The 24252-nt window shown below is 69.8% G+C and carries 22 protein-coding genes and 1 pseudogene; 15 read left to right on the top strand and 8 right to left on the bottom strand.

Going from position 1 to position 24252, the window contains the following annotated elements; translation table 11 throughout:
• The first annotated feature begins 505 nt into the window (after positions 1-505).
• From AB0O01_RS00425 to AB0O01_RS00380, 10 genes and pseudogenes are all read left to right on the top strand, one after another.
• Entirely contained in the window at positions 506-3442 is a 2937-nt protein-coding gene (locus AB0O01_RS00425) for an HD domain-containing protein (protein ID WP_365309379.1), read from the top strand.
• Positions 3443-3942: 500 nt separating this feature from the next.
• Positions 3943-5508: a type I-E CRISPR-associated protein Cse1/CasA gene (gene casA / locus AB0O01_RS00420; RefSeq protein WP_365309377.1), complete on the top strand. Its 1566-nt coding sequence runs from the start codon at positions 3943-3945 to the stop codon at positions 5506-5508.
• A complete protein-coding gene (casB, locus tag AB0O01_RS00415) occupies positions 5508-6212 on the top strand; it encodes a type I-E CRISPR-associated protein Cse2/CasB (RefSeq protein ID WP_365309375.1) in 705 nt (234 codons plus the stop codon). The genes casA and casB overlap by 1 nt, the downstream gene beginning before the upstream one ends.
• Entirely contained in the window at positions 6209-7390 is a 1182-nt protein-coding gene (gene cas7e / locus AB0O01_RS00410; protein ID WP_365309373.1) for a type I-E CRISPR-associated protein Cas7/Cse4/CasC, read from the top strand. Before casB ends, cas7e begins: the two co-directional genes overlap by 4 nt.
• Entirely contained in the window at positions 7387-8181 is a 795-nt protein-coding gene (gene cas5e / locus AB0O01_RS00405) for a type I-E CRISPR-associated protein Cas5/CasD (protein ID WP_365309371.1), read from the top strand. The genes cas7e and cas5e overlap by 4 nt, the downstream gene beginning before the upstream one ends.
• A complete protein-coding gene (locus tag AB0O01_RS00400; RefSeq protein ID WP_365309369.1) occupies positions 8172-8816 on the top strand; it encodes a type I-E CRISPR-associated protein Cas6/Cse3/CasE in 645 nt (214 codons plus the stop codon). The genes cas5e and AB0O01_RS00400 overlap by 10 nt, the downstream gene beginning before the upstream one ends.
• Positions 8817-8859: 43 nt before the next feature.
• The gene (locus AB0O01_RS00395) at positions 8860-10446 is read left to right on the top strand and encodes a Mu transposase C-terminal domain-containing protein (RefSeq protein WP_365309367.1); all 1587 of its coding nucleotides are present in this window, start codon (positions 8860-8862) and stop codon (positions 10444-10446) included.
• Positions 10443-11267, top strand: a complete 825-nt coding sequence (locus AB0O01_RS00390) for an ATP-binding protein (protein WP_365309365.1) — start codon at positions 10443-10445, stop codon at positions 11265-11267. Before AB0O01_RS00395 ends, AB0O01_RS00390 begins: the two co-directional genes overlap by 4 nt.
• Before the next feature lie 693 nt (positions 11268-11960).
• Positions 11961-12040 (top strand): annotated as a pseudogene (locus tag AB0O01_RS00385) (transposase); the annotation flags it as partial.
• 372 nt (positions 12041-12412) lie between these two features.
• Positions 12413-13438: a hypothetical protein gene (locus tag AB0O01_RS00380; protein ID WP_365309363.1), complete on the top strand. Its 1026-nt coding sequence runs from the start codon at positions 12413-12415 to the stop codon at positions 13436-13438.
• A 106-nt stretch (positions 13439-13544) separates the two neighbouring features.
• On the opposite strand, the gene AB0O01_RS00375 is transcribed toward AB0O01_RS00380, so the two are convergent.
• The 4 genes from AB0O01_RS00375 to AB0O01_RS00360 all read right to left on the bottom strand — a co-directional run bounded on the left by AB0O01_RS00375 (position 13545) and on the right by AB0O01_RS00360 (position 15715).
• Positions 13545-14051 carry a hypothetical protein gene (locus AB0O01_RS00375; RefSeq protein ID WP_365309361.1) on the bottom strand — a complete coding sequence of 169 codons (507 nt, stop codon included), beginning with the start codon at positions 14049-14051 and terminating at the stop codon, positions 13545-13547.
• 855 nt (positions 14052-14906) lie between these two features.
• Positions 14907-15179, bottom strand: coding sequence for a hypothetical protein (locus tag AB0O01_RS00370; RefSeq protein WP_365310455.1), 273 nt, complete (start codon positions 15177-15179; stop codon positions 14907-14909).
• Complete coding sequence (locus AB0O01_RS00365; protein WP_365310453.1) at positions 15139-15420, bottom strand: hypothetical protein; 282 nt, start codon at positions 15418-15420, stop codon at positions 15139-15141. The genes AB0O01_RS00370 and AB0O01_RS00365 overlap by 41 nt, the downstream gene beginning before the upstream one ends.
• Complete coding sequence (locus tag AB0O01_RS00360; RefSeq protein ID WP_365310503.1) at positions 15401-15715, bottom strand: hypothetical protein; 315 nt, start codon at positions 15713-15715, stop codon at positions 15401-15403. The genes AB0O01_RS00365 and AB0O01_RS00360 overlap by 20 nt, the downstream gene beginning before the upstream one ends.
• Positions 15716-16307: 592 nt before the next feature.
• Between AB0O01_RS00360 and AB0O01_RS00355 the strand changes: the two genes are divergently transcribed.
• The gene (locus AB0O01_RS00355) at positions 16308-16544 is read left to right on the top strand and encodes a DUF397 domain-containing protein (RefSeq protein ID WP_365309359.1); all 237 of its coding nucleotides are present in this window, start codon (positions 16308-16310) and stop codon (positions 16542-16544) included.
• Between the two features lie 84 nt (positions 16545-16628).
• Entirely contained in the window at positions 16629-17567 is a 939-nt protein-coding gene (locus tag AB0O01_RS00350) for a helix-turn-helix transcriptional regulator (RefSeq protein ID WP_365309357.1), read from the top strand.
• A gap of 220 nt (positions 17568-17787) precedes the next feature.
• Here the strand turns inward: AB0O01_RS00350 and AB0O01_RS00345 are convergent, their stop codons facing one another.
• The 3 genes from AB0O01_RS00345 to AB0O01_RS00335 form a co-directional block, all read right to left on the bottom strand.
• Positions 17788-18603, bottom strand: coding sequence for an SAM-dependent methyltransferase (locus AB0O01_RS00345; RefSeq protein ID WP_365309355.1), 816 nt, complete (start codon positions 18601-18603; stop codon positions 17788-17790).
• 232 nt (positions 18604-18835) lie between these two features.
• Complete coding sequence (locus AB0O01_RS00340; protein ID WP_365309353.1) at positions 18836-19660, bottom strand: hypothetical protein; 825 nt, start codon at positions 19658-19660, stop codon at positions 18836-18838.
• Positions 19661-19955: 295 nt separating this feature from the next.
• Positions 19956-20126 (bottom strand): hypothetical protein, encoded by a 171-nt coding sequence (locus AB0O01_RS00335; protein WP_365309351.1) that lies wholly within the window; start codon positions 20124-20126, stop codon positions 19956-19958.
• Between the two features lie 769 nt (positions 20127-20895).
• Here AB0O01_RS00335 and AB0O01_RS00330 point away from each other — a divergent pair.
• Positions 20896-22017: a hypothetical protein gene (locus AB0O01_RS00330; RefSeq protein ID WP_365309349.1), complete on the top strand. Its 1122-nt coding sequence runs from the start codon at positions 20896-20898 to the stop codon at positions 22015-22017.
• An 83-nt stretch (positions 22018-22100) separates the two neighbouring features.
• Here AB0O01_RS00330 and AB0O01_RS00325 read toward each other — a convergent pair whose 3' ends face one another.
• Complete coding sequence (locus AB0O01_RS00325; protein ID WP_365309347.1) at positions 22101-23102, bottom strand: hypothetical protein; 1002 nt, start codon at positions 23100-23102, stop codon at positions 22101-22103.
• Positions 23103-23277: 175 nt separating this feature from the next.
• Here AB0O01_RS00325 and AB0O01_RS00320 point away from each other — a divergent pair, with 175 nt between their 5' ends.
• Positions 23278-23541: a helix-turn-helix transcriptional regulator gene (locus AB0O01_RS00320; RefSeq protein WP_365309345.1), complete on the top strand. Its 264-nt coding sequence runs from the start codon at positions 23278-23280 to the stop codon at positions 23539-23541.
• Between the two features lie 148 nt (positions 23542-23689).
• Positions 23690-24229, top strand: a complete 540-nt coding sequence (locus AB0O01_RS00315) for a DUF6083 domain-containing protein (RefSeq protein WP_365309343.1) — start codon at positions 23690-23692, stop codon at positions 24227-24229.
• Positions 24230-24252 lie beyond the last annotated feature (23 nt).

Raw genomic sequence — 24252 nt, 5'->3', positions numbered from 1 at the left:
CGCTTTCAGGCGGAGTCATCCCCGCTTGTGCAGGGGGAATCCGGACCTGATCGCTCACAGCGGCGATCTGGAGTCATCCCTCCGCGTGCAGGGTGGAGCCGGTCGATCGGCCCCGAGACGTGGGCCGAGAGAGAGCCATCCCGGCGTGTGCGGGGTTGAGGCTTGTTGAGCTGGGACGTTACCAGAGCTGACTGTGGTTTTCGTTCGGTGGCAGAAGAGTTCGTGTGATTGAGCTTGGTGTGGTAGGTGAATTCCTTTGGGTATCGGGGAGTGACGTCCTGCTTCGGCAGGACGGGCCCAGGGGCAGCTTCTGATGACGCCTGCTACATGCGTGAATCATCTCTGCCTGTGTTGGGGCGGTATGGGGTAGACGGGGACGACGAGGGTGGCTGAGTCATCCCTGCGTGTGCTGGGTGGATCGTGTTGCTGAATCGGTGACATGTGGTGAAGTCTATTGTGCTGATTGTTACCGGTGTGACTGGGCCGGGGTTGAAGGGGGTTGCGGGTGGGGGCGGTTGAGGATGCGCGGTTCGGCGGTATTGATCTCGTGGCGTGGGCCGAGTTTAAGGCGGAGACTCGGTTGTCGTATCCGTTGTTGTTCCGGATGTTGGATGATGCGGCGGTTGCGGGGGTGCTGTGGGACCGGTTTTTGAGCTCTTCGCAGCGTGCGGTGATCTCCGAGGGCCTGGGTATGGGCAATGAGCAGGCGCGGTCGCTGACGGCGTTGCTGGCGGGCTTGCGGGAGTTGGGCAAGCTGGTGCCTGGCTTCCAGAGGGGTGAGCGTGGCGCGTGGGCGCGGCTGGGTGAGGATTTGGTGGCCGGGGCGGGCCGTATCCCGCCGGTACCGGTGGAGGTGGACCGGTCTTCGATGCATGTGGCGTTCGGCGTGCTGGCCGCGTTCGGTTTCCCTGCCGGCGGCAACAGCAGTGCGGCGGTGCGCGGTGCGCAGGTGGTCGGGGGCATGGGAGGCCGGTTCCTGCAGGTCGATGTGAGTGGCGGCGCTGCCGTGCGGAGGGTCGCGGCTACAGCGGGCGGGCCGGCCTGGCGGGAGTTGCGGGATCGTTACGCGGCGCTGGTGCGGTACCTGACCGGTGCGGTGACGGTTCCGGAGTGTTTCTCGGTGCAGGCGGCAGTACTGATCACCGGTGTGGGGATGCTGGCGGGCCGGCTGTCCGGGCGGCGCGGGCACTGGCTGGACGCGGCGGACATGCCGGCGTTCGGTGCGGCCGAGCATTTCGCGGGCGCCCGCTCCCGGGCGGTCGAGGCGGTCGGCGAGGCGGGACTGGAGCGCGTCGTGCTGGAGCCGCTGCCGTTCGCCACTGCTCACCGGCATGTGAGGGAACCCAACGCGCTGCAGGCCTCGCTGATGGCACAGATGCCGGGCCTGGTGGGCGAATACGGGGTCGGTATCACGGTGATTGCCGACGGTACGGGGTCGGGCAAGAGTGTCGGCGCTCTGGAGGCCGCCCGGATCTGCAACGGCGGGTGCGGTACGGCCGGTGTGGCGTGGCTGATGCCGACCACGGCGACCACGGATGCCGCGTGGGAGATGCTGGAAGGGTATGTGCGGGCGCACCGTCCCGAGCGGGCGCCCGTCACGCTGGTCCACAGTCACAGCAGGCTGAATGCCGCCTACGCCGGAGCATGGCCCACCGCCGGGGCGGCCGGCGGGCAGGCTGGTCCTGTCGTCGCTCCGGCCGCGCTGGTGCCCGACGGCACGGACAGGGCCGGCATCCCGGCGCGCGGCGGGGGCGGTGCAGGGGGCCCGGACGACGTTGTGCGGGAGCCGGCTGAGGCGGGGGAGGCGACCGCGCCTGAGGGGTTCCTCCTGGGCGGCCAGGAAGCCGCGCTGCTGGCCCAGTTCAGCGCGGCGACGGTCGACCAGGCGCAGATGGCCGTGCTGCCGGTGCAGTTCAGCGCGCTGCGGTTGCTGGCACTGTCGGGCAAGACGGTGGTCGTCGACGAAGCACATGCCCTGTCCCCGTACAGCCACCTGCAGCTGCTGCGGCTGCTGGGCTGGCTGGGGGGCCTGCGCGTGCCGGTGGTGCTGCTGTCGGCAACGATGCCCGCCTCGACCGGCAGCGCGATGGTGGCCGCCTATCTGGCCGGTGCCGGACATGAGCCGGGCCGGTCCGGGGCCGCGGACTACGCGCCGGGCTTTCCGGGATGGCTGTTCGCCGATGCCGCCACCGGCAGCGCCCACCGGATGCAGGACGGAGCCCGGATCCGGCATTCCCGGGCCCAGAGCCGCCCGCTGCGGGTGACGACGCGCCCGGTGACCTACCGGCGGCTCGGTGATGAGGGCCGGGCCGTGGCACCGGACGAGCGGCTCGCCGTGATCGGCCGGACGATCCGACAGGTGGTCCGGGACGGCGGCTGTGCAGCGGTGGGGTGCGCGACGGTCGCCGACAGCCAGGACACTTACCGCTATCTGCGCCGGTCCTGGACCGGCGATCCGGGGGAACTGATACTGCTGCACTCACGGTTTCCCGGCTGGGTGCGCGGACAGCGCACCGGCTGGGTACGCCGGGCTCTCGGGCCGGCCGGGCCCCGCCCGGACCGGCTGGTCGTGGTCACCACGAGCATGCTCGACACCAGCTTCGACATCGACGTCGACCTCATGGTCAGCGACCTGGCATCGATCGCCCGGCTCCTGCAGCGCGCGGGCCGTCTCGGCCGCTTCCACCGCCTGTGGCAGGACACCAGCCGCCGCCCGGCCTGGTGGGGCCCGGACCATATGCCGCACCTCACGGTCCTGGAGCCGCTCGGCGCCGCGGGGACCATCGCCGTACCGGCCGGGTGGCGCACCGTGGAGCCCGCTTTCCTGCTGCACGCCACCGCAGCCCTCCTGCGCGGCAGGAACCACGACCTGCACCTGGACGTGCCCGGTGACGTGCAGGATCTGGTCGAGGAGGTCCACGGCGAACACAGCCCGTTCGCCGAGGAGACGGCGAACCTGCGCCGGCTGCTGGCCGGGCACCTCGAACGCACCATGGCCGAGGAACATCTCAGCGCCGTGCACCTGATCCCGCCCCATGACCGGGTGTCGGCCCTGGCCGACCTGCACCGCCAGTACCTGACCGCCGCCCAGGCCGCCACCCGTCTTGGCACCCTGCCCAGGCGCCTTCTGCCCTGCTACCTGACCGCCGGCGGCGAACTGGCCCTGGACCGGGCGGGGACACGGCCGCTGCCCGTCCGGACACATCCCAGTTCCGACCAGGCCCGCCGTATCCTGCAGCACACGGTGACCGTCCCGGCCGCCTGGGTCGCCCGACGCGGCCCGCAGCACTCTCCCCCCGAGGGCTGGGAGAAGCATCCGCTGCTCGCGGACCTGGTGCTGCTCCCCGCCCCTGCCCGCGACCTGGCCCACAGCGAGGAGTACGGACGTCACCGTCTGCGCATGGATGACGAACTGGGCCTGGTCCACGGCACAGTGGACTGACCCTGACCCTGACCGGCACCGGCACGGCATGACACAGGAGCAGCCGGCCGGCGTGCACTGGCAACATGCGGCAGACACCCGCCGGAAGGCGCAGTGCCGACCGTCGCACCCGGCACGACGCAGCGTCAGGTCTGCCTGTTCATCACACTTTCTCACGCGTTGGACACGGCTGGTTACTGTGTGATTATCTCGGTGTCGGAGCGGCCCTGAGCCGTTCAGAGGCAACCGCCAGGCCACAAGCATCAGTTGCGGTATGCCCGCCCTGCCCCGCGGACGCCAGCGGGAACGAGCGGCCGCTCACCGGACCGAGCCGCACGCGTCACGGCCGCCGGCCCCCACCGCCCGCAGCCCGCACCCCGGCCAGCCCTTCCCCCCACCCACGCCCTTCGCGGTGCCCGCGCGCCCGCCCCCTCTCTTCCCCCTCATGGTCTTCCGGCCCCGGACTGCTGTCCCGGGCTTCCCGGAGCCATGTCCCCGCCCCGCCCGGAGACCCCCTCTTGATGTCTTGCGCTCCCGCCCGGTTCAGCGCCGCCGACGATCCCTGGATCGATGTCCGGTCCGGCACCGCCTACCGCCAGGTGGGCCTGCGGGAACTGTTCCTCGACGCCCACACCATCGACGACCTCGCCATGCCGGCCGCACCGTCCGCGTCCGGGTTGCTGCGCATCACCGCCGCCATCGCCGCCCGCATCACCGCCCTGGACGACCCGGCATTGTCCGCAGACCAGTGGAACGACCGCCGCCGCACCCTGCTCTCGTCACCCGGCGGCTTCGAGCCCGCCGCGGTGAACGCTTACTTCGACACCGAAGCCCACTGCTTCGAGGTGTTCCATCCGCAGCGGCCCTGGCTCCAGGACCCCCTGCTGGCCTCCCAGTGCAAAGCCCCCTCGGGCATCAACAAACTCGTCTTCGGCCGCCCCTCCGGCAACAACCTCGCCTGGATGAGCCCGCACCACGACCTCGACCCCGTACCCGTACCGACCGCCCAGGCCCTCCAGCACCTGCTCATCCACCACTACTACGGCGCCAGCGGCGGCGGCACCCCGCGCACCGTCGGCCACCGCGCACCCCGCCACCTCGGCGGACGGAGCGGACCCCTGCGCTCGACGGTCTCCTTCCACCCGCTGGGCCGCACCCTGCACGAGACGCTGCTGGCCCAGATTCCCAAACTCACCCGCGAACAGACCGGCACCGACCTGTGCCCCTGGGAAGACCCCGCCCCGCCCGCCCCCGACGCCCCGCCCGCCCCCGTGACCTGGCCGGGCCGGATCCTGACCGGCCGCTCCCAGCACGCGCTGCTGCTGGTTCCCGCCCCGGGCCGCGGCTCACACGTCAGCGACGTCTACCTCACCTGGGCCACCGAACGCCCGCCCCTGCCCGCCACCGACCCCTACCTGGTCATCCACACCGCAGGGAACACGAAATCCGGACCGCGCCGGTACCCGCGCAGAGCCGACGCGGACAGAGCATGGTGGCGGGAACTGGACGCACTGCTGCTGGCCCCCGACGAACACCGGGCCTTCCGCCGCCCCGAGATCTTCGACACCCTCAACGACCTGCCCGACGACGTGCGCAGCAGCCTCCGGGTCCGCGTCCACGGCTTCGACCAGGACGGCAAGGTCAACAACCGCCGCTGGTACACCACGATCACCCCGCCGATCCTGGCCTGGGCCCAGGAAAACGACCCGCAGCGCGCCGAACGGATCGCCGAATGCGTCGCGGCGGCAGAACACCATGCCGGACGGCTGACCTACCTGGCCGGCCAGGCATGGAAGGACACCACCGACGGCCCCGGCCACGGCCCGCCCGGGAAGAAATCCTCATCCCCCTGGACCGCACCGGCCCGCGCGGCGTACTGGCCGCTTGCCGAGCACGCGTTCTGGCACCTGATCGACCAGCCGGACCTCAGCGCCCGGCACGCCTTCGCCACCGCAGCGGAGCAGGCCCTGCGGGCCGCCACCGCCGCCGACCGCGTCCGCCTGCGACACGCCGCCCGCGCGGTCGCCGCAGCCGTCGCCGAACTCCACCGGCCCCCGCGCGCCCGACCCGGACAGGAAGACCGCTGATGCCCACGGCCGCCGAACGCCGCCGCCACTACCAGCACTTCACCGACGAGATCCTCGAACTGTGCACCGACCCCGGCATCCGCAAAGACCTCCAGGACGGCCGCGGCCGCCCCGTCAAGGAATGCCTGCGCCTGCACAGGTACCTCACCGTGCGCACCACCGGCCACGGCCAGCGCCGCGCCCACTACACCGTCGCCTCCCTCATCGCCCAGGCCGACCCCCTCGACGCACTGCGCCCCCGCCCCGCCAACACCCCCCACCCCGCCCACGAGTCCCCCGCCCCAGCCCCGCCCCAGCCCTCCCCCGACCAGCCCGGCGGCAGCACACCCCCAACCCCCTCCCGCACACCCCCCGACGGCCCCGCACCCACCCCCGACGGCCCTCCGCCCGACCCCTGGACGGCCGCAGTCTGGCGCAAGCGCCCCAACCTCGGCGTGACCCTCGCACACGCGGTGCGCCGCGCCGACTTCAACGAACAGCGCACCGACGACCTCCTCCACGTCATCGTCCGCGTCGGCGACGACCACCTGCACCAGCACCTGCTGCCGTCCCTGACCAGCCGCCTGCTGCGCGCAGGACACCCCTGGGACTGGCCCGTCCTCCTCGACGACCTCGCCTCCCGCGTCTTCGACCCGGACCAGGTCGCCACCCGCTGGCTCGACGCGTTCTACCTCACCCTCAACCCCGTCAAGGACCAGACATGACCAGCGGCTCCCGCTTCCTCGACCTCCACGTCCTGCAGCCCGTCACCGCCTCCAACCTCAACCGCGGCGAGAGCGGACACCCCAAAACGATCACACTGGGCGGCGCCGAACGCGCCATGGTCTCCTCCGCGGCCTGGAAACGCCCCGTCCGCCTGGAAATGGAGGAAGAACTCGGCGAGCACGCCGCCCGGACCCGCATGGTCCCCCCGGTCCTCGCCGAAGCCCTGCGCGCACAGGGCTGGCCCGACGACCTCGCCGAATTCACCGCCTCCCAGGTCGCCCTCAGCGCCAGGACCGGCGGCCTCAAAACCAACCCGCAGCAAGGCCACCGCACCCAGGCCATGCTCTACCTGCCCGCCGACACCACTGGCCGCCTGCAGAAGATCTGCACCGACCACCGCACCGAACTCGAACAGGCACTGGCCGAACAGAACACCACCGGCAAGCAGGCCCCGCCCCTCCTGCCCGCCAAACAGATCGCCGCCGAACTGACCCGCCGCACCACCACCATCAACCTGTTCGGACGGATGCTCGCCGAGATCCCCACCGGCCACGTGGACGGCGCCGTGCAGATGGCACCCGCCTTCACCGTCCACGACACCCGCCTCCAGCCGGACTTCTTCACCGCCGTCGAGGACTGGCCCCGCCCCAACGAGCCCGGCAGCGCCCACCTGGAGACCGCGTTCCTCACCACCGGCGTGTTCTACCGCTTCGCCACCGTCAACGTCACCGCGCTCATCGCCAACCTCGACGGCGACACCGCCGCCGCACAGAAACTGATCGGCCTGTTCGCCTGGACGTTCACCATGGCCATGCCCCGGGGCAAACAGACCTCCACCGCCCCGCACTGCGTCCCCGACCTGGTCCACTACGCCGTCCGCGACCGCCGGCCGATCTCCTACGGCCCCGCGTTCGAACAGCCCGTGACCGCCCGCGGACAGGGCTACACCGCCCCCGCCCGTCGGGCACTCGCCGACTACGCCGCCACCATCGACCGCCTGACCGGCACCCGCCGCCGCATCGCACACGGCCACGCCACCGCCGGCGGCCACCCCGTCGACCACCTGGGCACCTGCCACCCGGGATTCGAGGACCTGGCCGAGGCCTGCGCCACCGCCGTACTGAAACCCGCCACCGGCCCCGCCCAGGGCACCGGTGACACCGGGGACATCCAGTGAGCCGCGGACTGGTCCTGCGCCTGGCCGGACCGCTGCAGTCCTGGGGAGAAACCGCCGCCTTCCCCCACCGCGACACCGCCGCCTTCCCCACCCGCTCCGCGCTGATCGGCATGTTCGCCGCAGCCCAGGGCCGCACCCGGGAACAGGCCCTGGACCCCTACCCCGACCTGCCCGGCACCCCCAGCCACCACGACCTGGTCGTCACCCTCCGCCTCGACCGGCCCGGCACCCCCCACCGCGACTTCCAGACCGCAGGCGGCGGACGCCCCCATGGCACGGGCCTGCGCACCGCCTCCGGCGGATACCGCAGCCAGGACAAGTCGACCATGGTCACCTACCGCGACTACCTGGCCGGAGCCGTCTTCACCGCAGCGGTGCAAGGCCCCCCGGCACTGCTCCAGCACATCGCCGAAACCCTGGCCGAGCCACGCTTCTCGCCCTACCTCGGCAGACGCAACTGCCTGCCCGACGAACCCCTGATCATCCACACGGACATCCCCGACCCCGTGACCGCCCTGCGCACCGCGGTACCCCTCACCCTCCCGCGCCCGCCCGCCCCCGACACCACCCACATCCCGGTCACCTTCATCCACGAACACCCCCCGGCCCCCGGCGACCTCCCGCACCGCGAAAGCCCCGCCCAGCCCGCCGACTTCACCCCCCGCTCCCGCACACACCAACTGCGGCCGCTGTGGCAGACCACCGAAAACCTGCCCGCCGCCCTGTACGCCGGACCCCAGCCCATCACCACACTCACCGACTACATCCTCAAGGACACCTCATGCCCGTGACCCTGACCCGCATCATCGTCAACCGCAACCACCGCCTGGCCCGCTCAGACCTCGCCAACCGGCCCGGAATGCACAAAACCCTCATGCGGCTCCTCACCCACCCCGCAGGCCCCACACCCCGCAAGAGCGGCGGCCTGCTGTTCCGGCTCGAACCCGGCCTGGACCCCGTCCTGCTGGTACAGACCGCCGACACCCCCGACCTGGCAGGACTGCCCGCCGGCTACGGCACCACCGACACCCGCGACCTCACCCCCATCCTGAGCACGCTCACCCCCGGCCTTCCCGTCCGCTACCGCATCACCGCCGCCCCCACCGCATACCGCGCCACCAGCACACCACCCGACCCGGCCACCGGCCGCCGCCCCCGAGGCAAGATCACCACCCTGCACGGCCAGGACACGCAGACATGGTGGCAGCGCCGGGCCGCCGGCGCCGGCCTCCACCTGACCAGCCCCGCCGAAACCCTCCGCCGCCCCTTCCCCAGCCCCGGCCGGCCCGGCCCCTTCTACGAACTCACCCAGTTCGACGGCACCGCCACCATCACCGACCAGGACCTCCTGGCCGCCGCACTGCGCGACGGCATCGGCAAAGGCAAGCCCTACGGCGCCGGCCTCCTCACCCTCGCCGCAACCTGACCCCCCGAACCCCCACCGGACCCCGACACTGCACGAGGAACCCGTGAAGCACACACCCCCACCACCCCCGCCACCCGACCCCACCCACCTGCGCGCCCTGGCCGTACGCCTCCTGCTGCAGGACTCCGCCGACCACAAACCCACCAGCGGCCGCATCGCCGCCATCGCCCGCGCCCACGGCGTCACCCCCCGCACCGTACGCCGATGGATCGAGCGCGCCCTCACCACCGGAGGCACCTACACCCCCGCAGGCCGGCCGCACTTCGAACTCACCGACCACATGCTCGACGTACTGGCGCGCCGGCACGGCAACGTCAAACGCGCCCACCTGGAACTGAAAGCAGAAGCCAAAGAAGATCCCACGCTGCCCGAAGTGCCCGCCCGGGCCACCTTCCACCGAGCCGTGCACCGTCAGCTCAACCGCGGCCAACTCGCGGGCCTGCGCGGCGGAGAAGCCGCCCGCCGGCGCTTCGACGTCTTCGGCAAACGCGCACGCCACCACCGCAACTACGCCTGGGAGACCGACCACGTCGAAGCCAGCGTGAAAGTCATCATCGACGGCCACATCCGAAAACCATGGATCACATGGTTCATCGACTGCGCCACCGACGGCATCTGCGGCCTGGCCATCACCCCGCAAACCCCCGGCCGGGAAAGCATCCTCGTCGCCCTGCGCGACGCCCTGCTCACCACCTCCGAACATGGCCCCTTCGGCGGCCGCCCCCAACGCGTGCGCGTCGACGGAGGCAAGGACTTCCTGTGCAAGACCGTCGGTGAAGCGATGGACCTGCTGGGCACCGAACTCATCGTCCTGCCACCCCGCCGCCCCGACCTGAAACCCACCGTCGAAGCGGTCAACGGCGCCGTCAAGAAGACCCTCTTCGCCGACATGCCCGGCTACACCGAAGCCCCCACCCTGCCCGGCGGAAAACCCGTCGACCCCGACCCGGAACTCCTCCACTTCGAGACGTTCGTCATCCTGCTCCGGGACTGGGTACGGCACTGGAACACCGAACACACCATCAGGGGCCTGGACGACAGGACCCCCGCCCAGACATGGGCCGCCGACCCCACCCCCATCACGACCGTCACAGCCCAGGACATCCATACCTTCACCCTCGAACGCCTCGGCAGACCGCTGGCCATCACCAACAGCGGGGTCCGCTGGCGCAAACGCGACTACTTCGCCCCCTGGATGGTCGGCAAAGTCGGCGAGAAGGTCCACCTGCGCTACATGCCCCACCACGACCACAACGTCGAACTCTACGACCCGGCAACCGGCCAGTACCTCGGCTCAGCCGTCATGGCCAACCAGGCGCCCCCCGCCGTCCGCCGTGAACTGGACCGCGCCCGGCGGCGTGAAGCCGACAGACTGCGCCGCCGGATGGAGAAGGCTGAGAAGAACCGCAAGGCCCGCTACGAAGCGGTCAACAAAGGCCCAGCACGGCGGCTGGACGCCATCACAGAAGACCAAGCCGTCCAGGAACTCCGCAACCTCGGCGGCCCCGACCTGCACAGCCAGGCCCTGCCCGGCATCCTGCCACTACCGCAACCCACCGACGACGGCTGGGCCCAGCCCCAGCCCCGCACCCGCCCCGCCGACACCACCCAGAACGGCAAGGACAGGTGACCACCCCCACCTACATCACCGGACGGCTCCCCGACGAAGCCCATGACCACTTCCTCGGCCTCGAACACGCCGCCCGCATGGCCACCAACGCTGCCCTGCTCACCCAGGCCCTGGTCAGCACAGCCATCACCCGCACAGCCATGATCTGCATCCACGGACACGTCGGCCTGGGCAAGACCTTCGCCGTCAACGCCGCCTGCCGCGCACTAGCCCCCGACACCACCCTATGGCTGCAGTTCGCCCAGGCCCCTCGCGTCGCACAGATCCGCGCAGCCCTCTGGGAAAGCCTGGACCTGCCCGGCCCGCCACCCGTCAACACCCCCCACCCCTGCGACGAGCAGATCGGGCAGAAACTCGCCAGCACCTTCCACCTCCTCCTGATCGACGAAGTCCAGCACCTGGGCCCCGCCGTCCTCGACTACCTGCGGGACCTCTGGGACAAGAACACCAAAACAGCCAGAACCCTGACCGTCGTCCTCGTCGGCAGCGGCAACACACGCCAGAAGATCCTGCGCTGCAACGCCCTGCACTCACGCATCCACCGCTGGCAGCAGTTCAGCCCCCTCACCCCGGCCGAAATCCTCACCGTCATCCCCGGCTACCACCCACTCTGGAACGGAGTCGACGACGAAACACTGCTCTGGATCGACGACTGCGCCGGACACGGCTCCTTCCGCACCTGGGCCAACCTCACCGTCATTCTCCAGGACACCCTCCACGACAACCCGGAACTGACCCTCAGCAAGGACCTCGTCCGAGGCGCCTTCAGCCAACTCGACCCCACCACCCGATTCCCGGGCCAAGCCGGCACCCCCGGCTGAACGGCCGCCGCGCCGTTCCCCGGCCTCCCGCCGGACAGGTGGGACGGCGGTAGGGGAAGCCCGCTCGTAACGCTGTGCGGGGGCACGCAGACTCAGACGGGTGCCGGTGCCGGGCGGTGGCGACGCGGACAAGGGAGCACCGGACCCTGAGAACCGGGCGCAGTCGGGCGGGAGAGCGGCGGGACGGCCCTGCATTCCCTCGGGGCAGTTGCAGCCTGTCCCCTGGAGCGGGAGACGGGGCAGCGAGAGGCCGGGCCCGGGTCACCACCGCTGCGCCGGCACCCTGGCGAGCCGTCGAGCACTTCCCCTGCCGGCTCGATGGCGTTCTCCCGCTCAACCCCGGAGTCTGCTCTCCATCAGCGGCGCGGGCATTGACGGCGATATCACGGGCTCTCCGGCGACGACTGCCGCTCCGGCCGACATCAGGCCCGCGCTCCGGTCTTGGACAAGGCGCGGCAGGTAACGCTGCCAGCGGGAAGTAGGGGGTAGAGTCCGGGCGGTTCACGGCGCACCCTGTCGAGTTGTGGGGCCTGGCATACGGACGTTGCCGATCGTGGCTACCCAACGGGACATCAGGTGCCGTCGGGATGGGTGAATGCGCCACGGATGAGGATGACACAGGTCGCTCTGCGGGACTTGCTGACGGTGGTACATCCACCTGACGGCCGGGATGCGCCGCTACACCGACGAGCGGACTGGCTCACCGCATGCCAACTTCCTCCCTACGCACCTGACCTCAACCCGGTCGAAGCATGTGGTCGGTACTGCGGCGCATCACCACGGCCAACCGCGCGTCTCCGCCGGCCCTCACGACCTGATCACCGCCGGTCCGGCAGGGCTTGTGCCGGCTCCAGTTTCGCCACGATGTCGGGCGGTGTCCGGACAGCCGACCGCTCCCGGACAACACGGGTTGCACCGGTGCCGGTGCGACATGGAAAAGACCGGCACGATCCAGAAATGGTGTCAAATGCATTTTACTGGGATGAATTGCGGGCGGAGAGGAGCGGTGCAGGTTGACTGTTTCGTCACTTGCCCAGGACGGCCCCATGTATCGCAATGGGGGAGTGGATGACCGCAGCGAGGTGTCGGGGACCGGGGGACTCCAGCCACTCGGAGGGAGACAACGGGTATTCCTGGGCTGGGTGATGAGGATCATCGGAGCGGTATCGATCTGCTTCGGCTGCCTCCTGATCCTCGTCGCAGCCAACCGCTTGTTCTTCACCGGAACAGCCATGAACCGAGCCTCATACGCGGGGCAACCGTGGATGACGAGCCTCCTCACCCTGCACGCGGTGACTGCCCTCTACGTTCTGGGCGGTGGGGCCCTGCTGGCGGGAGGCAGACGACTCGCCCGGTACGGGCGGTCCCACACCCAGCGGGTCATCGGCTCTCTCGACCAGTTCGCGGGCCAGCCGTTCGTTCTCTATCTTCGCCCATTCCATGCCGACGCCGTGACGATGCAACAGGGAGCAGCATTCCACCCGAACAGTTCGGTGAGCTCGTTCCTGCGACTCGGTCTGGAAGACCCGCGGTCTGTGACCTTCGAAGAAGGGATTGTTCGGCTCTTCCGTTCCGTCGGCCAAGTGGTGGCCGTAGGGCAACCCGGGGAGAAGCTGCCTCTGCCAGGTGCTGCAAAACTCTATCTTCCGTTGAATGACTGGCAGCCGGTGGTGGGCGACCTGATTGCGAAAGCCCGGCTGATCGTCCTGATCGCAGGCCCGGGCCCTGGGACATTGTGGGAGTTCACCGAGGCGGTGCGGCTGGCGGAGCCGATTCGGCTCGTCCTGCTGGTGCTGAACGAGCCCGTGCAGACACCCGCCGAGCCGCCCCCTGCCTACGAGGCCTTCCGTAGAGCGCTTCCGGCTGCATTCTCCGAGCGGGGAATGACCCAGCCCGGCCCGCCCCTCCCTGACTGTCCGGCGCTGGCCCGTCCCGAGAAGCTCACGTGGCTGCCCGGCATAGACGGTCTCGTCCGCTTCGCTGGCGACGGAACCCCTGAGTACGTGCGATTCGACCCCACTGCCCTGCGGTCACGGGGTCGCATGTCCCAGTTGCGGCAAATGAACCAACATATTCTGCGTCCGGCGCTCAAGAAGATCGAAGAGGCGCTGCTGGCTGCTGACCAGAAGGACCCCAGATCACGAAAAGGAGGTGCGGGCCACGACGATTGAACTGACCGGCACGGCAGCAGCGCAGACCGGCGACACATTTCCCGCGTGATAACGCGTCCACTGGACGCTGAGATCTGGAAAACATCCCAGCTTCCAGGAGCACGAATCACAAGACGACCGAAAAGAACCCCACAAGATAGGCGACAGCAAAGATAACAGGAATCCACTGTTCTATATGGGTCAAGGGAAGATAGCGATGCCAATCACGCCCTTCTCCCAGGGCTCTCCACTCCGCACGGGAGTAGGCGTAGGCGGGAAGCCTCTCCTCCAGAGCGCCGATCACGGTGAACTTGGCCCCATTGAGAAGGCGGTACGACCGGACGAGCGCGAACCAGGCGGCACAGACGGAGACGATGATCACGAGACCGGGCAGCAGCAGCCAGACGGACACCTGGCTGTGCGCCTCCCGGAACGCTGCCGTCAGGACTGTGACGATGGCGCTGTTGAGGGCGAGGAAGAAGGTGTTCGACAGGTTTCGTCGGGCGCTCACCCGGTCGGCCATCTCAACGCAGAGCTTGTACTGCTCGAACACGGCGTTCTGATAGCTCGCGGTGTCTCCGTAGGCGGACTGGTCGATTGCGCTATTCCACAGCGAATCCCGGATGTCGTCCATGCCGGGCATCATGCCCAGCCAGGCCTCAGGCCGACACCCCCAGGACAAGTATTGAGCCGCACGGCGCGCACCGAAGGAAGACGCCCAGAGTTCTGGGCTCCTGCTACCCCTTCAGCCCCAACCCCTCATTGGCCGGAACAACACGTCAGTAGGCCGTGAACATCCTGGACGGGCCCTGATGCCCGCAAGTCGAGCACTGTCGTTTGGCTGTCCGGGCCCAACGCCCCTGTCCTGGCACACGGCTGAGCGGCTCCGGTGGCAGCGAATGGAGCCCTCTTTCAACTTGCTCAGGCACCACTGCATCAACGACATAGGGCTGGTGCACTCCATCGTGTGCATTCTCATGCCCATCGGCACCCAGACGTTCCGACGACTGCCGTAACCCCTGGCGCGACTACGCCCTGAAACTGGCCGAGTACTCGTTGACGTCGCCCACGAATACGGTAGTGCCGTCGCTGACAGCGTCTGGGCACGGTAGAGACCCGTGCCTACGACGGGCCGGCCCATTACCTCGAAAACACCACCGAGATCACCAAGTCCCTCATGGGCTCCGCCAGAGGCCGGGAACTCGGCAAGATGTTCGATACGAGTGCGCCCTTGTCTTTCTCTTGCGCAAGCCGTCACCGCTTCCTCGAGGACCGGAGCCATGCGACCACGAGCTCTTGGCCACCATCGACATGATCGCGCACCTCGAACTCAATGCGCGAGCCTTCACCTACTACGAGCCCTGACCTGCGCGGTTCTGTCTGCAGACGTGAGCTCTGATCTCAAGCGCCGAATCCGGCCTGCACCCGCCGGGGACGCCGTGGCGACGGTCGGTTCATCTTCACTGGGGTGCTGGCCTGCCGAGAGGATTCACGCTTGGGCCACGACTTCGGGCCATGGGTTGCCGGGCCGAGGGACGAAGAGGTTCCCGCCGACGATGGTGAGGATGTACTGGGCCGTGGCCTCTCCGCACAGCCGGCGCTGCGCGGCCTCGAAACCCTTCTCCAGATCGCGCTGGCAGCAGGACAGGATGAGTCCGCTCGTGCCGTTGTTCTGGCGGTAGTTGTAGCTGCGCCGGATCATCGGGGGCGGGCTGCGCGGGTCAGGTGCGGCTCTGCGGGCATGCGCGTCGAGCGGAGTTATCTTGCCTTGCGGGTCGGACGCAAAGACGGGCCGTTCGTCGTGGGGTGTTGTCAGGCCGGCGTCCGTCCCTGCGGCGGCCGATGATGCGCTCCTGCTCGGCCACGGTGTCCCGGTCCCGGAAGTCGGTGGCGAGCTGGATGATCCGGACAACCTGGCGGCTGCCGCCCACAGCCCAGGCGGGTTCGCCCTGTTCTGTACGGACGGCAGCCCGGTCGCTGGGCTCAGATGCGGGTGGCCGGATTGCCGTGGCCCTCCTCGAAGTGGAACGGGTTCTGCGAGAGCCGGCGGCCGTCCTGGGTCCGGTTCTCGGGCCGCTGCCCGGACCATCGCCAGTGCACCCGCCATTGCCCGAGCTTCGGCAGGGTTTGCTCGGCGGCATCGTGCACAGCGCCGGACGTGGACCCGGTGATCTGCAGCAGCAGATCCCCGTGCGTGTGGGTGGCGTCCAGTACGTCTCCGCGGACGAAGGCATCGGCTTCAAATGCTGTGGTCTGACAGCCTGTTCCGGCTGGATGATGCTGCCCAGTGCCAGCCACGAGACGGTCCTGCTGCCATCGATCGTCGCGACCGTCTCCTGCGCTGCCCGCAGCGCAGTGATCCGGTCCTCGGCTGCGGTGGTCTGAGCGGTGAGAGACAAGGTTTCGCGGGCAGGGAGAGTCCGCTGCACCGAACTTCACCATTGCAGCCGAAACGCCAGGTCAGAGGTGATTGTCAGTGCTGCTCGCTACCGTCGTCCGCATGCCTGGAGAACGCGGGTCCCCGCCCGCCGCTGTCACCGTGCGCTGCCGCGCAGCGTATGCGAACGCGCCCCCCGTCTACTGAACGAGCTGTGGTCCCCGTCGTGCGACCGCCGACACAGCGGCCCTGCCTAGCGCCGGGCCGTCGCCCCGCCCTGCTCTCACGGGAAACAGTGCTGCTCGCGGCGATTCCTCCGGCTCTGCGGATGCCCTCTTTCGGGGGACACCGCTCTGCCCGCCGAGGTGGCTACGATCCTGGCAACCCACCCCCGTGAAATTGCAAATGGGATCCCATAGCCAGTGGTGAGCAATGCGCGGGTCCGTGTGCGGGAGCCCGAACGGCCCTCGCCCGGTGGGATGTCGTCGAGCGAGCAGCAGGAAGGTGACCGCAGTGCAGTACGGCAACGGAGTTCTGGCCCATGAGATCCACGGCGCGCAGTGGCGCAGGAGCAGCCTGAGCAGCGCGACGGGAGGAAACTGCGTAGAAGTGGCGTCCTTGTCGGGTGGGGGAGTCGCGATGCGTAACTCCCGTGACCCCCAGGGGCCGGCGCTGGTGTATACCCCTGAGGAGATCGAGGCGTTCCTGGCGGGTGTCAAGCGCGGGGAGTTCGACGGTCTGACCGGCTGACCGGAAGGGTGCGGAACCGTCGGACATGCGGGCCGTTTGTCTGCAAAACTGGCCCGTCTAGGCCGTTTTCGCAGGGGAGCGTGGATGTCCGACGGTTCCGCGGCACGTGAGACCGGCGCTGAGACCCTGACCCCGTTACCGGGACAGGGCTCCCGGCCCGAGATTGCGGCACGCCTGCTCGGGGAGGCCCTGCGTCAGGCGCGCCGCGAGCGTAGCCTCACACTGCAGGCTGCAGCCCCGGCCATCCGGGGATCAGCGTCCAAACTGAGCCGTCTGGAACGGGGTGAGAGCCCCCCCCAGGACCGCGACGTTCGCGACCTGGTGGCCTTCTACCGGCTCCCCGGCGAACAGGCCCACGAGGTCCTTGGTCTGCTCCAGCAGGCCAAGGACAACGCCTGGTGGCACCAGTACAGCGACGTCACACCCAACTGGCTCAGACGCCTGATCGGCCTGGAGGCAGGCGCCACCCGCATCTACTGCTACGAGAACCACGTGGTGCCCGGGCTTCTCCAGACTCCCGAGTACTCCCACGCACTGGTGTCCAACGGGCTGCCCGGAGCCGACCCGCAGGAGATCAAGCGCCGGGTGGAACTGCGCGTAGAACGCCAGCGGATCCTGCGCCGCACCCACCACCGCCCCAGAGTCGTCGCCTTGCTGGAAGAGGCCGTCCTGCTGCGGCCCGTGGGCGGCCCGGACGTGATGTGCGGACAACTGGACCGACTGCTCAGCCTCTCCGAGAACGGAGGGATCAACATCCGCATCGTCCCCTTCGCGCGCAGTGCCAGCGTCGCCCCCAGCTACCCGATCACCCACCTGGCCTTCGGTGACGGAGGGCCCTCAGAACTCGTCTACGTGGAACTCATCGACAGCGCCATGTACCTCAGCCGGGCTGCGGAGATCGAGCAGTACCGACACGTGCTGCTCAACCTCATGGGCGCGGCGGCGCGGATGAAGGAGAGCCGGGAACTGCTGGAGGCGGCACGGGAGCGCTATGCAGCAGACGCAGACTCCCTCGGGTACTGAGGCGTCCCGGCACCTGCGGTACTTTCCCTGCACAGCGGCCGACTGATGGCATGACCAGGCCAATCCGTGCGTCGCATCGGCGATCCAGGAAGTCGAGCACCTCTACGACCTGGCCGAAGGCGCCTGCACTCTGGCCCGCTGCGCATGTCCTGAAGCCCGGGGGAGGGATACCGGCCTGCCGGCAGACCAGGCCGACTGGGGGATCAGATGGTGGACGGTGTCACAGCAGGGCGACCCCGCCCCACTCCACCCATTCCTCGTCCTGGGCCTGCGCAGGAAGCGGTGTGTCCGGCCGCCACTCGGTGACGTCGACCAGCCCCGGTTCGAGTATCTGCAGCCCTTCGAAGAAGGCCGACACCTCGTGCTTCTCCCGGACCCGGCCCCATCGGCCGCGGGTCGCTGCCAGCATCAGGTCGGTCACCCCGGTACGGACGCCGGCCCGGTCGCTGACGAGCTGGCAGACCACCAGGTAGCTGCCGGGCGCGAGTCGGCCCGCCACCCGGCGCACGAGTGCCCAGGGATCGTCGCCGTCGGGTAGGCAGTGCAGCACCGACACGAACAGGGCTGCGACGGGCTGGCTGTAGTCGATCAGGCCACGCACCTCGGGGTGGGCGAAGATGCGGTCCGTGTCGCGTATATCGGCTGCGACCACGACGGTGTTGTCGTCCTCCTCCAGCACGGCCCGCCCGTGTGCGAGGACAGTGGGATCGTTGTCGACGTAGACGACACGGGCGCCGGGGTCGGCGCGCTGGGCGATCTGGTGGACGTTGTCCTGCGTCGGCAGCCCGGATCCGTGGTCGATGAACTGCCTGATGCCGTACTCCTGTGCAAGGACACGGACCACCCGCTGGAGGAACTCGCGGTTGCCACGCGCAAGCCGCCTGCTGCTGGGGACGATACGCAGAAGTTCTTCACATGCCTCGCGGTCGGCCGCGTAGTTCTCGACGCCGCCCAGTAACCAGTCGTACATCCGCGCCACGCTCGGCGTGCTGACGTCGATTCCGTTGGTTTTTCTATTTCCTGCCCAGTACGTCACGCAGTCCCCCAGCCGTCCGCCTCGCTGAAAGGGCCATGCTAGAGCCGGAGATCACTGAGTCCAAGCATGAACGGGGGTTTCGGAGCTGCCGGGAAAAGCCTGTTGTCCGAGACGGAAAAGGCTGTCTGGTACGGCCCGGGCATGTGCTGCGGCAGGGTTCCCCGGGGCCTGTAGGGGAAGACCCCCGTCCGGCTCAGCCGGACGGGGGTCTTCCCCTACAGGGCAGGCGGTGCTACGGCGTGTCCTGGAGGTCTGCCCGGCAGCCGGGGCACGACGGATGCCACGATGACCCGGTGCCCATCAGGCTGTCGGCTGCCTGACGGGCCGCCTCCCACAGCGGATGGACGTCCTCGGGCCGGCCGCCCAGCGCGCGGACCAGGCGGGCAGTGCCCTGCCAGGGCGGGATGTGCTGCCCCGAGAGGATCCCGGCCAGGCATTCGGCAGGCAGCAGCGCCTGTGTGCTGAGCCGGTGCGGCGCGGGCGTGCCGGCAGCCAGGTGCAGGCCCCGCAGCGCGGCGAACAGGTAGCCCGCCGCACCGTCGGCGGGCAGATGGGGCGCACTGACCGAGCCGGTGGCGCTCTCCCACAGTATCCGCAGGTCCTCGGCCCGGCCCGCGAACACGCTCGCCAAGGTGTACACCTCCGGCCACGACGGGATGTCCCTGCCCTCCAGTACCTGCATTACGTAGGCAAGGGAGAGCCCTGAGCGCTCGGCCGCCTCGTCCACGGAGACGTCCGAGACGGCCTGCAGGTGAGCCAGGGCGCCGGCCAGCTGCTGCACTGAGGGACGGCTCTCGGTCACCGGCTTCGGCGGGAACAGTCTCCTGAGAGCGGGGGTGTCCCACTGGGTAGCTGCCTGTTGGGCCGTGACGTTAGCTGCCGTAGCCACATCCTCCCACCCGGCACCGGCAAGCCGGGCCTCGTGCACCATGGCCGCCGTGCAGCGTTTCGACTGCTGCCGGAGGCTGTCGATGACGTCCAGCCGGGTACGCAGCGGCATGTGCAGTCGCTCGAGGGCCACCAGTCGGCCGGTCAGCAGAGCCAGATCCCCGGCCATCCGCATACCGCTGGGCACGACGGGCGGCTGGCCCCGCCGTGCGTCGCGCTCGCGGCGGGCATCCCGACGGCACTCGGTGCCGCAGTAATCCGGCTGGCGGCCCCGTCCCTTCCGTGTCTTGAACTTTGTTCCGCAAGAACCGCACAACTTGTACTGAAGTGGTTGTGGCACGCCGCTTCCTCGTCCTCTGCGTGAATGGTCGGCCCAGGTCCCTGGACGCCTCGTGCACCGCAGAGCGATGCGGAGCGCGAGGCGTGTGCCGGGGCCCGGAGGAGCCCCGGCACACTGCCGGTTGTCAGGACCCGGTACGCAGACGGCGGAACGAGACCAGCGCTGCCGTTGCGGCCGCGGGCAGCAGCCACAGGCCGGTACCGCAGGCCGTGGACACGCCGACGGCGACGAAGACCGCAACTGCGACTACCGCCACGGCGACGGCCCGGCGCAGGCACACGTCCAGGGCAAGCACGCAGGTGTTTCCTGGAAGACGGAAGCGCGGAATGGTATTTTCGCGGCGCGGGGGCATGCGAAGCATCCCCCTGAAAAGCCGGATAGTCATATGGTTATAGCCTTTCCTGGTTGATTGTCCGTGGCTTGGGCCCCGGTGGTGTCCCTACAACACCCCGGGGCCTGCCCGTGTTGGACGCACGGCTCTTTTCTGGGCAGGAAGTTACCCCCTCATCCCGCCCTGCGTCACGTTAGTCCAGAGATCCCGTTGCGCGCCTCCCGTGCGAATCAGAACGGCGAACCCTGCGCCATATCGGCGAGTTGTCATTCCTGACGAAAATCTGTCCATCCGGGAACTTTCACCGGCCTTGGTTGAGCAGTTTGAGGCTCTTTCCGTTCAGGCAGAAGAACGGACCGGTCGAAGCATGCACGTGCCCCGGCAGTCGGGCGTCGCCTCGCGTCCGCATGCGTCACTCCGGAGAATGAAGGCAGCCCTCGGCGGAATCAAGGAATCCATCTGCGTGCACGTGCAGATGCAAAAAAGGGAGGCTCTGTGACACGCAAAGACCGCATCCGGTACGGGCCTTTCCCGGGGTAACCCCTGCTCCGGCCCGCTCCGGCGTACGCCGCGCCCGTCTTGGTGACGCTCACGCAAAACCAGAGCGGGCAGCCCGCCCGGTGATGCACTCTCGCCTGTACCGCTTGAGAGAACGGCAGCAATGTGGCCGCGCGGGCACAGGCGGGGCGCGCCCCTTCCGTCCGCGCGCCGCAGGCGCGAACCGGGGGAGTGCATGCCGCCACGCAAGATCACAGAAATCGAAGCCGTCCGCGTGCTGCTGGAGAGAGGCGCCCGCCCGCTGGAGCCGTTCCCCGGTACCCAGCGCCCCTGGCGAAGCCAGTGCCTGCGCTGCGGACAGGTCAATTCCCCCCGCTACAACGACATCGTCAGCAAGGGCGGCGGGGCCTGCAAAGGTGCCTGCCGCTCACGGAAGATCGCCGGCAGGCTCAGGCATGACGCCACCCGGGCCGCCGCGACCATGAGGGCCAACGGCTGGCTGCCCCTTGACCCCTACCCCGGTGCCGCCAAGCCGTGGCGCAGCCGCTGTGCCCAGTGCGCGGCGGTTGTGGTGAAGCGGTTCTCGCACGTGCGCAACGGCCGTGCCGGGTGCACCCGCTGCACCGGACGGGGTATGGATCCCGAAACGGCAGCCGCCCTCATGGCCTCCGCCGGGCTGACCCCCCTCGCGCCCTACCCTGGCCAGCAATTGCGGCCCTGGCTCGCCCGCTGCCTGAACTGCGGCCACCTGAGCACGCCCACCCTCGCCTCTGTACGTCTGCGCGGCCACCAGTGCTGGGCCTGCCGGGCCACGCCCTTCCCCACCCGCCGCCGACTCGACGAGCAGCAGGCGGTCGCCTGCATGCTCACCAATGGTCTCGAGCCCCTCGATCCCTACCCCGGGCGCTCCGACGCGCCGTGGAAGTCGCGCTGCGTCACCTGTGACAGCCAGATGACGGCTGTGCCGGGAGCACTTCCCGGTCACCACCGCGGTTGCCCCTACTGCGCACAGCAGGACATCAGCCCTGCCGAACCCGGATACCTCTATCTCGCGGTCCACGACGAACTCCAGGTCCTGGGCTGGGGCGTGGCCCACCAGGGCCGGCCCCGCCTTCATCCGGCACGCCGGGCCTGGCGCTGCCTGGCACGCTGGCACGTTTCCGCAGCCCAGGACGCCTGGGCCCTGGCACGCCATTTCAAGCAGCAGGTACGTGCCGAGGGCAGCCCTCCCGCACCGCAGGCGGACGCGGCACCGCCCGTGGCCTGGGCCCAGACGGTCCTGCTGCGCCACCTGCCCGGATCTCAGGCCGTCTGTCTCATTGAGGAGTTCGCCGGTCCCGCCGACCTACTGCGCTGAGCAGGGCCCGCCGACCCGCCGGACTGCCGCAGTGTTCGACCCGCTCTGGTGCACCGCCCGCGGTTGCCCCTGCCCCCCGCGCGTCACGGCAGCGCAGGATCCTGCTGCTGCCAGAACACGTCGTCGCAGGTGCGGTCATGGCGCCAGGCGGCGATCGTGCGGGCCGCCACGAGCAGGTCCAGGAGTTCCGCCGTCTGCTGGGGCGAATGCCCAGACAAGCGGGACAGCACTTCCATCGGTGTGCCGCTGCTGGGGGAGTGCGCGGCCAGCACCAGTGCCGTCAGATGCACGGCGGGCGGGGCGGCGGAAGGTACCGGCAGAGGGCGCAGCGCCCAGTGGGCCGCCCGCCGACGGGCACGCCGGCCCGGGGCCTGGTCCCGGACCGCGGCGTCGAGCAGCCTCAGCTCCACGCCCGCCGATCCCGGAACCGCAGGCTGGAGCCAGCGAGTATGGGTGAGTTCCCGCCACGGCTCGGGGCGGCCGTGCAGGCGCATACCGCGCAGCAGACCCACCGGCAGCCGGACACGGCCCCGGGTGTCAGCCCGCAGCGCGCACTGCAGGGCCACCAGGCGGGCGGCGGGTGAGGTGAAGCGCGGCAGCGCCGCGGCGAGATAGGTGAGCATCTCCCGCACCCGCAGCCGTGCGTCTGAACCGGCAGCGGGGGAGCGGTGAGCCGGAGCCTGCTGCCGGGTGGGGGAGAGGGCGGGGCGGAGCGCGGTTTCGGGCACGACGGCAGTGCTGCCGGTCGCCGCAGCGCAGGCCGCACAGACGTCGGCCAGGCGCCAGGAGCGGCCGCTGCCGCTACGGGTGAGTGCGAGCAGGACGGGTCCGGCGCAGCCGCGGTGGCGCGGATGCCAGCAGCACCCGCGCTCACGGCACTGGCAGACACGCAGATGCACCGGGAGAGCGTCGGCGCGGGCGTGGCAGGCCAGATGGGCCAGGGCGGCCGAGCGCGCGGAGGAGACCCGCAGAGGCAGGGCCCGGTCGGGGCAGCCGGGACACAGCAGTCGTGGCCCGCCCTCCTGTGGCCGCAGCTCCACCGTCCAGACGCGCCGCACCGTTGTGTGCGGGTCGGCAAGCCTCATCAGGTGGTCGTCCTTCAGTCGGTCCGGCGGCGGGGGCATGGTCCGGCGGCGCGATGCCGGGTGCCGCCGCACCGTAGTGCGGTTCCGGCACCCCGGGCGAACGTCACTCCCGCACCGCCAAATAGTGCAGAAGTCTGCACTGACAGGGCAGGGTGCTGCACCTTCGGATGGTGGGGTGACGATCTTGCCCCCCGACCCCGACTACGCGGCGCTCCGCACAAAGCTGGCGCGGCTGCGGGGCGAGCGCGGCTGGACGTACGACGAACTCGCCGACCGCAGCGGACTGTCCCGGCGCACCCTCATCGACCTCGAACACGGCCGCACCACCGGCAGCATCGGCACCTGGCACACCCTCGCCCACACCTTCGACGTACCGGTCGGCCACCTGCTGGACACCCTCTGCGACGACCACACCCCGCCCGGCGCACCGCCCCCCTGACCCGCTCCGCGAATCACCCGAAGAGGCGACCAGGCGTAGAACGTGCGTCCGCAACACCGGTTGTGCATTCGAGGTGACTGGGCCGATCGTGGGACATTCATGGCGCTGCTCGGCACCATGCCGCGTGTCGCCTGGCACCGTGCCCGCCATGCACCCAGCCCCCTCCGCCCGCCGCCACCGGGACGGCACCTCGCGCATCCCGCACCCGCTGAGCACCCTGCGGATCGCTCCCTCCAGCCCCAGCCGCCTCCTGCGCGCCGGGCAGAGCCGCCGCTGCCGGAACTGCGGCCACCGCGTCGACGTCTTCGAACGCGACGACCGTTGCCCCGTCGCCCTTCACCCCGCCGAACTGCTCACCGCCCACGTCCCCGACACCTGCCGATGGCACGTCAGCAGCGGCATCGCCCACCCCCACCCAGACCACACCGCCTACTGCCGCATCACCCACGCCCTGCTCTGCCCATCCCGCACCCCCGCCTCCCCCCTCCCGCCCCACCTCGGGCAACTCCGCCTCGAACTCGCCGTCCGCACCCGCCGGATGATCGACACCCAGACCCACACCCCCGCCGCCACTCCACACGCCCACGCCGCGCACACCGACCGGCCCGTCATGCGGATCCTCCTCGTCGACCACCGCGCCTCCGGCCCTCTCGAGACCCAGGCCTGCCTGGCCCGCACTCCGGCCTGACACCCCTGCGGCAGGCCGGTCCT

This window comes from Streptomyces sp. NPDC093252, from assembly GCF_040683675.1.
GTDB lineage: Bacteria > Actinomycetota > Actinomycetes > Streptomycetales > Streptomycetaceae > Streptomyces.
This window is presented reverse-complemented; position numbering and strand designations above follow the sequence as displayed.

What these genes read in the sequence shown, in the direction of transcription:
- casA (WP_365309377.1), top strand. Translation starts at nt 3,943, where the DNA reads ATGTCTTGCGCTCCCGCCCGGTTCAGCGCCGCCGACGATCCCTGGATC.
- cas7e (WP_365309373.1), top strand. Translation starts at nt 6,209, where the DNA reads ATGACCAGCGGCTCCCGCTTCCTCGACCTCCACGTCCTGCAGCCCGTC.
- AB0O01_RS00375 (WP_365309361.1), bottom strand. Translation starts at nt 14,051, where the DNA reads ATGGACGACATCCGGGATTCGCTGTGGAATAGCGCAATCGACCAGTCC.
- AB0O01_RS00330 (WP_365309349.1), top strand. Translation starts at nt 20,896, where the DNA reads ATGCCGCCACGCAAGATCACAGAAATCGAAGCCGTCCGCGTGCTGCTG.
- AB0O01_RS00340 (WP_365309353.1), bottom strand. Translation starts at nt 19,660, where the DNA reads ATGGCCGGGGATCTGGCTCTGCTGACCGGCCGACTGGTGGCCCTCGAG.
- AB0O01_RS00380 (WP_365309363.1), top strand. Translation starts at nt 12,413, where the DNA reads ATGAGGATCATCGGAGCGGTATCGATCTGCTTCGGCTGCCTCCTGATC.
- AB0O01_RS00350 (WP_365309357.1), top strand. Translation starts at nt 16,629, where the DNA reads ATGTCCGACGGTTCCGCGGCACGTGAGACCGGCGCTGAGACCCTGACC.
- casB (WP_365309375.1), top strand. Translation starts at nt 5,508, where the DNA reads ATGCCCACGGCCGCCGAACGCCGCCGCCACTACCAGCACTTCACCGAC.
- AB0O01_RS00325 (WP_365309347.1), bottom strand. Translation starts at nt 23,102, where the DNA reads ATGAGGCTTGCCGACCCGCACACAACGGTGCGGCGCGTCTGGACGGTG.
- AB0O01_RS00400 (WP_365309369.1), top strand. Translation starts at nt 8,172, where the DNA reads ATGCCCGTGACCCTGACCCGCATCATCGTCAACCGCAACCACCGCCTG.
- AB0O01_RS00315 (WP_365309343.1), top strand. Translation starts at nt 23,690, where the DNA reads ATGCACCCAGCCCCCTCCGCCCGCCGCCACCGGGACGGCACCTCGCGC.